This window comes from Dictyobacter kobayashii (assembly GCF_003967555.1).
In the GTDB taxonomy this organism is placed as follows: Bacteria; Chloroflexota; Ktedonobacteria; order Ktedonobacterales; family Ktedonobacteraceae; genus Dictyobacter; species Dictyobacter kobayashii.
Genome location: NZ_BIFS01000001.1, coordinates 3,482,758 through 3,494,574, shown reverse-complemented (window position 1 = coordinate 3,494,574; position 11,817 = coordinate 3,482,758). Strand labels below are relative to the sequence as shown.

Here is an 11,817-nt window from a genome sequence, read left to right as displayed (position 1 = left end):
ACAGTCAGTGGACCTACTAATTGGTACCACTATGAGATAGAGATAGATAGATGAATTCCGAATACGATCTGATTGCTCCTTTTTATGATAGCGAGCACGCCCACTTTGATGAAGATCTGGATATGTATAATAACTTCGCGGAGCTGTGTGGAGGAAAAATCCTTGAACTGGCCTGCGGTAGTGGACGTGTCATGCTCCCGCTAGCCGAGCAGGGTTATGAAGTGACGGGGGTCGATAATTCCAGCAAGATGCTGGAACTGGCCCGTGAAGCGCTCCAGGATGCCGGGGTGAGCGCGCGCTGCACTTTAGTGGAACAGGATATCAGCACGCTGCAACTCAACCAGAAATTCCGGCTGGCAATTATTGCGCTGGGCTCCTTTGCCCACATCACTACCCGCAAGGAGCAGCAAAAGGTGCTGGCAGCCGTGCGGTCGCATATGAGTACCGGCGGCACATTTATCGTAGATATTAGCAATGCCGATGCGCGCTATATGGAGGAGTTGACCGGCCAGGTTCTACACCAGGGTACCTGGCAACATGAGGATGGCAGCTATTTGACCCATTTTGTCAGTCCTGCCTCCGCCACTAAAAAGCATCAACTAGAGCTCACCCATTTCTATGATCGACATCAGCAGGGTGGCAACATACAACGCACTGTTGTCACAACCCATCTGTACCTGTTTGAACGTAGTGAGATGGAACTGTTACTCGAACAGGCAGGTTTTATCGTAAAAGATGTATACGGTGATCATGAACTGGGTCCCTTCTATCTGGAGAGCCCACGTATGATTTTTGTGGCCGAAGCCAGGTAAAATAATATTCAGAGTCGGTAGAGAGAAGGATATCAAAAATGCCGCGTCCCCCTTTACATGAGTGGAACTTAAAAACCGAAGCTGCGATTGCACTACAGAATGAGCTGGCACAACATATCGTGCTGGAAGATCATCTGGGAGAGGTACACTATGTCGCAGGCGTAGATATGGCAATTAATGAGGAACATGAAGCGGCGCGGGCCGCAGTGGTGCTGCTCAGTTATCCGGATCTGGAAATTGTAGAACGACATATCTATGAAGAACCGATTCGGATGCCCTATGTACCGGGCTTACTCTCTTTCCGGGAAGCCCCAAGCGTTATCGGCGCCTTCGAACAATTGCGCCAACGCCCTGATCTTGTCATGGTGGATGGCCAGGGTATCGCCCATCCACGCCGCCTGGGGATTGCCGCCCACCTGGGACTCTGGCTGGAGATCCCGACCATAGGCTGCGCCAAGTCGTTGTTGACCGGTAAATACAATAAAGAGGAACTGGGAGAAGAGGCGGGATCATGGGTCCCTTTGATACATCGCAAAGAGACGATCGGGGCCGTTGTACGCACGCGCACGCGGGTGAATCCGCTGTTTATTTCACCCGGCCACTTGATCAGCCTGGAGACAAGCATTCGCTATGTATTGGCTTGTGGTAAAGGCTATCGTTTACCGGAACCAACCCGCCAGGCTGACAAGCTTTCAAAAGATAACGACTGGGTTGAACCGCCAGCTGAGCAGGGACAACAGATGAAATTATGGCCATAGCTTGCCCTGCCCTCAACTAGCTATCAACTACCCTAAAGCTGTGCAGGATCATGGAACAAGGGCACAGTAAAGTAGAAGGTTGTGCCTTTGTTCACCACGGTATCAAAACCAATGGTGCCACCATGCTGCTCCACAATAAGCTTTGCAATCGACAATCCCAGTCCATAGCCGCCCAATTTGGACTGCTGGCGATGGTTGGATTGATAAAAACGCTCGAAGACATGATGACTATCTTCAACCGGAATCCCATAACCGGTATCCGAGACAGAGATCATTTCAAAATGTTCATCGTGCTGGCGCGCACTGATCGTGACGATACCGCCTGGTGGGGTAAATTTGATAGCATTGGCCACCAGATTATTCAAGACCTGCTTGATACGTTGCGGATCAACATACAACGCAGGAACACCCGGCGCGATATCCAGGCGCAGAGCCACCTCAGCCTTTAGTGCCTGGGGCTGTAAGCTACGCACCACCTGGCGCACCAGGCCCACAGGATGTACCTCTTGCTGCTTGACCTCAAACTGGCCCAGATCGGAGCGCGTCATAAACAGGATATCCTCAACAATCGAGATCAACTGCTGCACTCCTTCTTGAGTATATCCCAGGTACATACGTTGCTCCTCATTCATCTCACCCATATGACCCTGAAGGAGCAGATCAATAAAGCCATGCACCGAGTTTAAAGGTGTACGTAGCTCGTGTGAAACCATAGAAACAAAGTTTGAACGTACCCGATTGGCAACCTTCAAAGCAGACATATCGCGGGCCGCAAAGACGACATAAGAGGTGTCATCGTCTAAAGTGATGGGATTGACACTGGTGGAGACCTCGTACATATGATCGGGGTCTGTTCCCAGAATAAGTTCTTCATTAGGAATTGAACTTTTTCGTTCCAGCGCCTGCACCAGAGGGCAACTAGAGGTTCCACATAAGACCATGCGGTTGAGATTTTTGCAGGCCAGCACTTTGGTACAATGGCTCCTACTTTCAGCAGGCTCATTAAGCGTTGCAACCGCAGCCGGATTCAGATAGGCAATATGAAAATCTTGCCTGAGGACAATAATAGCATCTGAAGTAGTTTGAATAGCAGCATCGATAACCTGATGCCTCCGCTCTGTCAGCGTACTGATCGATACACAATCATCATTCTTATCTATGTGCAATTCAGATGTAGTCGGTGAGAGGATCTCATCCTGCTCTTCGACATGTGCTTGTTTTTGAACACGCTTCCGCAACCTGACCCCAACCTTTCCCCCTATTTCACAACAAACTTATATCCGATACCTCGCACTGAGACAATATATTGAGGCCGATCAGGATCAACCTCCAGTTTCATACGTAAACGACGTATGTATACATCTACGATGTTACTATTATTTTCATTATCATTCCACACATCGGCCAATAATTGGTCTCTATTTACCACCTGACCCGAGCTAGCCATCAAAACCCTTAACACATGCATCTCAGTAGGGGTTAAAGTAATTGGAGCACGTCCCCCCACCACAACTTTTAGCTCGGCCGGAAATAGCTCTATTAAGCCACCGCGGAGACTCTGATTACCCACCTTCCCATTTTTCTTGATCCGCCTCATGACTGCCTGTACCCGGGCCACCAGCTCCTGGTGATTATAAGGTTTGCAGATATAGTCATCCGCACCAATATTAAACCCGTGCAACTTTGCTTCAATCGTATCCTGGGCGGTCATAAAAATAAGTGGAATTTCGTAACCTTCCGAGCGCAACTTTTCTGAAAACTCAAAGCCACTAATATAGGGCATGGTGACATCGAGTATTAGTAAATCCGGTTCACGCTTTTGGATCATTTGCATGGCCCCACGCGGGTTGTCGGCTGTTTCGACCTCGTAGCCCTCTTTGCTGAGGACGAACTGCACCAGCGTGTTCGCAAACCGATCGTCATCAACGACAAGAATGTACACAGTTTTCCCCTCTTCTTGCTTCCTCAGTTTGCCGCGCACCCCCTGTAGATTATCTATCAATCAATGACTACTAGATGGAAATCAACATTATAGAGAACCTACGGGCATCAGGCTTGTCCCGATGAATAGTACCTGCAAAGGTACCTGTACTGACAGTTTATGTGCATACAAGAACCATTGGCGCATGTAGGGGGGAAACATACACCGCTGGTTCTATTGCGTATTGATACATTATTAATGAGTAATATGTGTGTATGTTACACGCTCAATGCGTGTAGTGTCAAGACGAAGCCTTTAATGCGCGTATTTTTTCCAATTGGATCATCAAGATGGCAACGTCCGCTGGTGTCACACCCTCTACTCTTGAAGCCTGTCCAACGGTACGAGGAAGGGTACGCATGAGCTTCTGACGGGCCTCGGTTCGCAAATGGGGAATTACCTGATAATCGATGGATTCAGGGATGCGCATCTCCTCAAGCCGTCGTGTACGACGAACCAATTGCTCTTGCTTGCGAATGTAGTTTTCGTATTTGACCTGCAGGTCTACCTCTTCAGCCGCTTCCTCCTCCAGGAGTGGTAGCTGGACAGTCCCTTCGATCGCGGTAGGATCTTCGGCCAGGGCAGCACGTTCTTGCTCAACACGTTGCGCCAGTTGTGCTATCTGCTGGTAGCGCACCTCAGGTCGGCGCAACAGTTCACGTGCACTCAACATCTGGCCAAGAGGGGCAATACCAACCTCTTGCGCACAGTTTTCAACCAGGCGCGAAGAAGTAAAGCTCACACCATCCAACCGATCAAGGGCACTTTCAATGGCTGCCCGCTTGTGGACAACCTGGAAATAGCGCTCTTCATCGATCAAGCCCAGGCGAAAAGCATGATCGCTCAGGCGTAGATCCGCACTATCTGGACGCAACAGAAGTCGATGCTCGGCACGCGAGGTATGCAAGCGATAGGGCTCGCTCATTGGCCGTGTCACCAGATCGTCGATCAACACACCGATATAGGCTTCATGGCGTCCCAGCACAAACGCTTCCTCGCCACGAGCAGCCAGGGCAGCATTGATACCAGCCATAATACCCTGAGCCGCCGCCTCCTCATATCCCGAAGTACCATTGATCTGACCGGCCAGGAAGAGTCCTGCTACCGGCTTGGTCTGCATAGTCGGCAACAATTGATCGGGGGACACATAATCATATTCCACCGCGTACCCGACACGCATCATCTCCGCATGCTCCAGACCAGGAATCGAGTGCAACATATCCAGCTGCACATCTTCTGGTAAGCTGGTATTCAGTCCCTGCACATAGATCTCACCGGTACGCCATCCCTCAGGTTCCAGGAAAATCTGGTGCGAAACCTTGTCAGCGAAACGCACGATTTTGTCCTCAATCGAAGGACAATAGCGGGGACCAATGCCCTCAATCACACCTGTATAGAGTGGAGAGCGATGCAAGTTATCGCGGATAACCTGGTGGGTGCGTTCAGTCGTGCGCACCAGGTAGCAAGGCAACTGAGGCCGCCAGCCATGCAGATCCTCATCTGTCACTGGATATATAGGATTGGGGCGTCCACCCGGCAATTGAACATCTTCGTGGGCCGCGCGATCTCGCGAGAAGTAGAGAGGCACACGGCTGCCCGGCTGTAGCTCAGTCTTGCTATAATCAACGGTCCGGGCATCGATACGTGGAGGAGTCCCGGTCTTAAAACGCCGTATCTCCAATCCTAATGCACGCAACGAATCGGAGATCCCCAGAGCTGGACCCTCACCGGCGCGCCCGCCTGGCTGGGTCTTCTCACCTACCACCAATCGACCATTAATAAAGGTACCGGTCGTCAAAACGATCGAAGGAGCCTCATAACGCCAGCCATTATTGGTCACCACGCCGGTCATCACCGGGCGACCATCACTTCCAATGTAGCTAAGCAGTTGTGAAATAGTCGCCTGCTTCAGCTCCAGATTGGGCTGGCTCTCTAACACAAACTTCATCGCCAGGCGGTAAGCCTGTTTATCACACTGAGCACGCAGAGCCTGTACCGCGGGACCTTTACTTGTATTCAGCAGGCGAATCTGTATAAATGTGCGATCGGTATTGCGACCGATCTCACCGCCCAAAGCATCGATCTCTTTGATCAAATGTCCTTTGGCCGGGCCACCCATGGAAGGATTGCAGGGCATCAAAGCCACACTATCCAGATTCATGGTCAGAAGTAGCGTCTTGCGGCCCATGCGTGCACTTGCCAACGCCGCCTCACAGCCGGCGTGACCAGCGCCTACAACAATAACATCGTATCTACCCCGCACCAACTGGTCGGGAAACATATTCTTGCTCTCTGTGCCGTTACTCATAGCGATTTGTACCTGGTTGATTCCTTTATATGAACGATTTTTCACTCCTGCACGATTCGTATTATGCCCTAGATACCTGCCCCCGTCAATATTGGGCACAATAAACTAGTATTTTCTGCTAGAAAACCCAGAAACAAGAAGAAAGGCTTAATTATTCCTTGTGTTATTTGGCAGGTAAAATAGAGTGAAAAGTTATACAGGAAGAGATAAAAAAAACACAAATATCTTCACAAAGGCCAAAATTCGCACCAAAAGTGATTGACGCGCAGGCTGAAGCATGGTACTATCTGTAATACCAAATCCGGGGCGATGGCGGAATGGTAGACGCAGGAGACTTAAAATCTCCCGGCTGAAAGGCTGTGAGGGTTCGAGTCCCTCTCGCCCCACTCTTCTTCTACAAGCACTTCTCAAGCCACTTCACAGCAAACCACTTTCCAGGGCACCAAACCAAAAAACTGGCTTTTTGCGCCATTTTTCCTAAAGTCTCCTGCGCTGAACAAACGACTCTAACGCAGGAGATATTGCGATCTCCTGCGTTAGCAAGCAATAGAAACTCTACAAAACGCTCTACATATATTAGGCCATGAAAGTTCATTGATAAGAAGCGATATCTATATTGCCCTGGCTGATGCATATGCTCAATGCGAAGAGGAACAAGAAGCTCTCAAATGTATCAGATTGGCTCAAGAACATTTTCTCCTCTATCCTGAGCATGATCCCAGCTTCCTTTATGCGGATTGCAGTTTACCAGTCATACATCAATGGGAAGGAAAAATGTACCTGCACCTTGCAGAACACTTCCCCGCTAAAAACTACTACCGGAAAGCGTGGAATGCATTCGATACAGCGGCCAATATCCAGTTACTACACGATAGAGGTATAAGCGAAATAATCATTGACCAGGCTGATGTTGCGCAAGGAATGGGAGAGCTACCTCTATATGTAGATCATCTACGAAGAGGGATAATGTCAGCAGCGACTCTAGGGAGCCAGAGGCGATATAATGAAGCCTACGCAGTTTATCAGAAGGTACCTAAAAAATGGCTATCCGAAAAGCAATTTCTATTGCTAGCTAGGGACATCTTTGGAGGCCAACTTCCAGAAAGCGAGTAAGGGAAATGGTACAGTTTATCGATGTTCGCACAGCAACAGCACAGAAAGAAGATGCTCAAAAGATTGCCAAAGCCCTTGTTGACCAGCGATGCGCCGCGAGCAGCCAGGTATCTGGCCCAATAGAAAGCACATACTGGTGGAAGGGAAAAATGGTAACAGCAGAAGAATGGGTAGTCACGGCGAAAACAAGGTTAGAACTCTACCAGAAAGCAGAAGAATTAATTCGTCAACTCCATCCATATAAGGAACCAGGTATCACCGCTTTCCCAATCGTCGCAGGCAGCCCAAGCTACTTTCAATGGATTTCAGAGGAGACGGCAATGCAGGAAACAGAACCTCCCTTACACAATTCAGCAGATCGCAAAGAGCAAATTATCCGCGAGTTTGATAATGTATATGAGCAGCTGGTAAGAGCTGCTACTGCTGCAGCAAAACGAGGCGTCGAAATTCAAAACGGAGAGTGGGGACCACGTGAGATCCTTGCTCATATCGCCGGGTGGGCCGCCCAGGCCACAACACAACTCCCCCAGGTCATTAAAGGACTACCTCCTATTGCATATGCGAGCAAAGCCCAACATGCTGGGTTAGATGAAGCAGCTAATGACGAATTTATAGCATTGATAGGAAATCAAGCCTTCGAGGATGTATTAAATATAGCTCATAAAACTCACTTAGATTTTGTGTCCATGCTCAGAACCCAGGATAAGAATAATTTTGTTCCAAACCACTACGTTTACGATCGCATGAAGAGAGTCATTGAACACCATCTTCAACATGCCCAGGAATTAGATCAGCTTTGCTATTAGCAACGAGGCAAGAGGTCACAACATAAAGGAGCAGATATAATGGTGAGTTACGAGCTCATGCATGGTGACACGCAGCTTGGTACACTAACACGATATGGTATTGATCAGCCATGGATACTCTGTCATTTCACCGCAAAATTGGCATTCGAAGAATTTCGTCCACTTTTCGAGGCAGAGGATGCAGCAGCGCGCAAGGTGGTAGAGGCGGTAGAGGATGCAGCAACACGCGAGGCGGAAGATGCATATGACAAAATATATGAAGCTATTGAGCACCTCAACTTATATTTAATTGGAAGCGACGGAACAAAGATAGAGTCCATGTTGTTAAGTATTGTTGACGGTGAGGCTTCGTTTCGTTATTGAAAGAAAGATAAAGTGAATAGTAATACCCACGAAGCTGCAGAACAAGGAGATAGGCCTTTATCAAGGGAAGATGTGGAGACGTTACTCCAGCAACTTGAAAGCCCTGAGAAATTGATCCTTATTAATGCAAACTTACAGGAAGCTAACCTCAATAGTTTAAACTTATCAGGTGCCAACTTTAGAGGCGCCAACCTCTACAAGACCAATCTCATTTGTTCCAATCTGAGTGGAGCTGATTTTAGCGGGGCCAATCTGCGCGAGGCTATTTTCATTAGAGCGAACCTTAGCGGAACCAATCTCAGCAATGCTTCTCTCCTAGCAGCCGATTTTATCCAGGCCAACCTAGAGAATGCTGATCTCAGCAATGCTGACCTCGATCTGGCTGACCTCTACAAAGCTAAACTCAGCAACGCCAATCTCAGTGGTGCCAATCTCTGGGGGGTCAATTGCAATGAGGCCTATCTCCATAACGTTAATCTACAAGGGGCTAATCTCCAAGATGCCCAACTCTATAGAGCGTTCCTCTTTCCGGCAAATATCGAGAATGCTGATTTCAGAGACGCAAATCTCAGAGAGTCGCATCTCCCCGGATCAAATCTCAGCACAGTCAACTTTAGTGGTGCAGATCTAAAGGGAGCCTCTTTCTTTCCAGGCATTCTCAGTGGAACGAACCTCAGTAGAGCCGACCTCCGTGGAGCATCCATCTTCCCAGTTGGTCAAGGCGGGAACTATTGGCGTGGAGCCTCTGCTTCTCCAGCTAATCTCAACAGGACCAATCTTAGCGGCGCCAATCTCAGAGAAATCAAACTTCGCGAAGCCGACCTCAGAGAAGCCAATCTCAGCGGTGCTGATCTCAGCGGTGCCGACCTCAGCGGTGCCGACCTAACAGGTACAATAATTAACAATACTGCTGATTAAGTTCTTGAGAATGATATGCCATCAACCCATCAAGGAAAAATAAGAACATCCATCATCCTGTGTTATTATTAATAAAGGCAAACCGAGGAGTGGTACATGCCTGTAAAAATAAGAGAATTAAAAGCAAGGCTTTCTAGATCTGGTTTCTTATGGAGGCCAGGCAAAGGAAGCCATACTGTGTGGACTCATCCTAATCTGCCAGATATTCGAGTTACCCTTTCAGGCAAAGACGGAGACGACGCAGAACGATACCAAATAATACAAGTGAACAATGCGTTGAAAAGATTAGGAGGTTGATGTGTATCCCAATCCAAAGCACTATTCTATGGTTATTCAATGGGATGACGAAGACCAGATCTATGTTGTTTCTGTTCCAGAGTTGCCAGGATGTATGACGCATGGCAAGTCCTACGAGGAGGCAGTACAACAAGGACAAGATGCTATTGAAAGTTGGTTAATGTCAGCTATCGCAGATGGAGCACCGATACCACCACCAAGAATAGTAGCAGCCTAAAAGAAAAAGCATCCGATATACTTAATATTGGGTGCTTTTTCTTTTACTTTAGTACTAAAATATACAAGAAGCGCCTGAATTGACAGTAAGAAAAACTCTTCTGTTAAACAAAATATATCCGCTGAAGTAGCCTGTAGAGCCTATTCTGGCCTTGATAAGGCTATAGATCTTTATAGTAGCGCATTAACGGTAAACCGATATAGCCAGCCTTCTCGTATGATCTTCTCGCAGGCGCATGGCCTGGATCTCCACCCGTTCCTACAACGGCGAGCTTTATCCCACGTTCTTTCATCCTCTCAAACACGAAGGTATTCAACTCGGTCCCAATGCCACGATTTTGATATTCGGGATGGACGGCCAGCAGATCAACTTCCCCTGTTTTGTCTTCATCATTGATTGTGTAGGTGATAAATCCAGCCACGCGCCCATCTACGTTCGCAACATAGACGATGGTCTGCTCGTCACGACAATACTTCTCAACCACTTCTTGCTGCTGCCTTTTCCAATTGGGATACATCAATGCATAGATACGTTCACCCAGTACTTGCTGGAATGAGTCAAACACGGGGGCCCAGGCTAACAGTGATAGCTGAACAATAGGTTCCATATCTTCATCGAACATAAGTCGAATGGATACGCTCATTTTTCTTCTCTTCTTTCTCTAATCTTCCACTAATTGTTTGATACATAGCTGTCAAATGACTTTTGGGTATTCAAGAAAATATGACTTTATCGGGGCGTGTGAATAAGCATGAAGTTGCAAAATATGTGGCAACCTTATGTTCACGTATTTAACTTTTCTATGCTAAGAAGAGGAGAAGTATCAATGTTACTTCCTGGCAAGGCAAATGAGCAGTGTGGCACAGCAAGCTCAAAAAGCTTTTCAACTTCGCATAATGGTCGCCTGGGTATTTTCATGACTATTATAATACTAGTGTGCGCGCTAGGCTTTTTTGCTTTTCAGCAATTAAGCCCATCCCATGCTGCTTACATGCAGCATAAACAGCAGCCTGCTGTGGCAATCACAACTATTAATGGGCTTAAACATATCATGCAAATCGGCAGTACGGCAAATGTACTCGATTTCGCAGGCAAAAAAGCCATGGTCGATCCAAATCCTTACAAGGTCGCGATTACGCCTGTAAATCTGTCTCCAACGTTAAAAGCTGGGGATGTACTTGTCTCGAATATCGGTAATGAGGACAAGGGGACAACAATTATAAAGTTCCCTCCAGATGCTGGCAAAGAACGTGTATTCAATATGCCGGCCGTAAATGGCGTTTCAGGGCCATCCGCTATGGCATTCGACGGTGGCAAGTTGCTGATTGCAAACTCTACTGGCAATAATGTGCTGATGCTTAATGCTAATGGATCTATTTTCCAGACACTGAAAAGCCCATTATTCAATGGACCCTGGGGCATTACAGTCGGGCAAGCCAAAGATAAAGACAACGATAAAATCGCAACCTTCTTTACAAGTAACAAATTTGATGGCAAAATCATGCGCGTCGATATAATGGACCCGAAACATGGTAAACCTGTACGCTTCCAGGTTACACAGATTGGTCAGTTCGCGCTAAGAGGTAAGATTTCAAAGATCGAGCTGTGCTGGCTCCCTGAACTCAAAGTTGGGAGTAAAAAATGGAAAGATGTCCTGCTGGCAATTGATCCTTCAAACAATCGCATTGCCGCCTACCCACATAGTAACAATCTCAAAAGCGTGGTTAAATCTCAAACACTATTCAAAGGCACACCTTTGAATAATCCCGGTGGTATGACCATCAACCCATTAAATGGCGATGCTCTGGTCGTTAACTTGAATGACAATAATCTGGTTGAGATTAATCTCCAGAAAGGTAGCGTAGTTGGCGTAAAACAGATCGATCCCGCCGTTGTTGATGCCCAGGGTAATAATTCAGCCCTCTTTGGTGTTGCAGCAGTTAAAGATCGACAGGGCAATCTCAAGATCTATTTCACCAATGACAATACCAACAGCTTGAATGTGCTAACCAGATAATCCCTCGGTTTCACTTTATTCTCACTGGGAAGATGCCAGATCTGTTGGTCAGATGCATCTTCCCTTTTTGCTATCTGTTTACGATAACACAGCGTTTCAAAAAGTCGGGGACGAAATCGAGATGGTTTTTTGTTATAGTAATTTGATTGCAACGTTTTATTACGTCTATACGATATAGGGAATAGAAATTGTTGTTTACAACGATCCAGATCAAGTAGAAAAAGAGC

General features: G+C 47.4%; 12 protein-coding genes and 1 tRNA gene. 9 read left to right on the top strand and 4 right to left on the bottom strand.

Annotated features, from left to right (window positions below; all coding sequences use genetic code 11):
• Positions 1-50 precede the first annotated feature (50 nt).
• Together EL645_RS15320 and nfi are read left to right on the top strand one after the other, a co-directional pair.
• A complete protein-coding gene (locus tag EL645_RS15320) occupies positions 51-812 on the top strand; it encodes a class I SAM-dependent methyltransferase (RefSeq protein ID WP_126551330.1) in 762 nt (253 codons plus the stop codon).
• Positions 813-850: 38 nt separating this feature from the next.
• The gene (gene nfi / locus EL645_RS15315; protein WP_126551329.1) at positions 851-1,570 is read left to right on the top strand and encodes a deoxyribonuclease V; all 720 of its coding nucleotides are present in this window, start codon (positions 851-853) and stop codon (positions 1,568-1,570) included.
• Between the two features lie 32 nt (positions 1,571-1,602).
• Here the strand turns inward: nfi and EL645_RS15310 are convergent, their stop codons facing one another.
• From EL645_RS15310 to mnmG, 3 genes are all read right to left on the bottom strand, one after another.
• Positions 1,603-2,808, bottom strand: coding sequence for a sensor histidine kinase (locus EL645_RS15310; protein ID WP_126551328.1), 1,206 nt, complete (start codon positions 2,806-2,808; stop codon positions 1,603-1,605).
• A gap of 20 nt (positions 2,809-2,828) precedes the next feature.
• Complete coding sequence (locus EL645_RS15305; protein ID WP_161977380.1) at positions 2,829-3,512, bottom strand: response regulator transcription factor; 684 nt, start codon at positions 3,510-3,512, stop codon at positions 2,829-2,831.
• 280 nt (positions 3,513-3,792) lie between these two features.
• The gene (mnmG, locus tag EL645_RS15300; protein WP_174845320.1) at positions 3,793-5,814 is read right to left on the bottom strand and encodes a tRNA uridine-5-carboxymethylaminomethyl(34) synthesis enzyme MnmG; all 2,022 of its coding nucleotides are present in this window, start codon (positions 5,812-5,814) and stop codon (positions 3,793-3,795) included.
• A gap of 348 nt (positions 5,815-6,162) precedes the next feature.
• On the opposite strand from mnmG, the gene EL645_RS15295 reads away from it, so the two are divergent.
• From EL645_RS15295 to EL645_RS15265, 6 genes are all read left to right on the top strand, one after another.
• Positions 6,163-6,245 (top strand) — tRNA-Leu (locus EL645_RS15295).
• 732 nt (positions 6,246-6,977) lie between these two features.
• Positions 6,978-7,778, top strand: coding sequence for a divalent-cation tolerance protein CutA (gene cutA, locus EL645_RS15285; protein WP_126551325.1), 801 nt, complete (start codon positions 6,978-6,980; stop codon positions 7,776-7,778).
• Positions 7,779-7,817: 39 nt separating this feature from the next.
• Positions 7,818-8,141, top strand: a complete 324-nt coding sequence (locus tag EL645_RS15280) for a hypothetical protein (protein WP_126551324.1) — start codon at positions 7,818-7,820, stop codon at positions 8,139-8,141.
• A 12-nt stretch (positions 8,142-8,153) separates the two neighbouring features.
• A complete protein-coding gene (locus tag EL645_RS15275) occupies positions 8,154-9,059 on the top strand; it encodes a pentapeptide repeat-containing protein (protein ID WP_126551323.1) in 906 nt (301 codons plus the stop codon).
• 96 nt (positions 9,060-9,155) lie between these two features.
• Positions 9,156-9,356, top strand: coding sequence for a type II toxin-antitoxin system HicA family toxin (locus EL645_RS45440; protein ID WP_126551322.1), 201 nt, complete (start codon positions 9,156-9,158; stop codon positions 9,354-9,356).
• 1 nt (position 9,357) lies between these two features.
• A complete protein-coding gene (locus tag EL645_RS15265; RefSeq protein WP_218031855.1) occupies positions 9,358-9,573 on the top strand; it encodes a type II toxin-antitoxin system HicB family antitoxin in 216 nt (71 codons plus the stop codon).
• A gap of 160 nt (positions 9,574-9,733) precedes the next feature.
• Here EL645_RS15265 and EL645_RS15260 read toward each other — a convergent pair whose 3' ends face one another.
• Positions 9,734-10,216 carry a GNAT family N-acetyltransferase gene (locus EL645_RS15260; RefSeq protein ID WP_126551320.1) on the bottom strand — a complete coding sequence of 161 codons (483 nt, stop codon included), beginning with the start codon at positions 10,214-10,216 and terminating at the stop codon, positions 9,734-9,736.
• 108 nt (positions 10,217-10,324) lie between these two features.
• Here EL645_RS15260 and EL645_RS15255 point away from each other — a divergent pair, with 108 nt between their 5' ends.
• Positions 10,325-11,590: an NHL repeat-containing protein gene (locus EL645_RS15255; RefSeq protein ID WP_126551319.1), complete on the top strand. Its 1,266-nt coding sequence runs from the start codon at positions 10,325-10,327 to the stop codon at positions 11,588-11,590.
• Positions 11,591-11,817 lie beyond the last annotated feature (227 nt).

Bases quoted from the DNA above. Each gene is read 5' to 3' on its own strand.
- EL645_RS15320 (WP_126551330.1), top strand. From the start codon at position 51: ATGAATTCCGAATACGATCTGATTGCTCCTTTTTATGATAGCGAGCAC.
- nfi (WP_126551329.1), top strand. From the start codon at position 851: ATGCCGCGTCCCCCTTTACATGAGTGGAACTTAAAAACCGAAGCTGCG.
- cutA (WP_126551325.1), top strand. From the start codon at position 6,978: ATGGTACAGTTTATCGATGTTCGCACAGCAACAGCACAGAAAGAAGAT.
- EL645_RS15280 (WP_126551324.1), top strand. From the start codon at position 7,818: ATGGTGAGTTACGAGCTCATGCATGGTGACACGCAGCTTGGTACACTA.
- EL645_RS45440 (WP_126551322.1), top strand. From the start codon at position 9,156: ATGCCTGTAAAAATAAGAGAATTAAAAGCAAGGCTTTCTAGATCTGGT.
- EL645_RS15260 (WP_126551320.1), bottom strand. From the start codon at position 10,216: ATGAGCGTATCCATTCGACTTATGTTCGATGAAGATATGGAACCTATT.
- EL645_RS15255 (WP_126551319.1), top strand. From the start codon at position 10,325: ATGAAGTTGCAAAATATGTGGCAACCTTATGTTCACGTATTTAACTTT.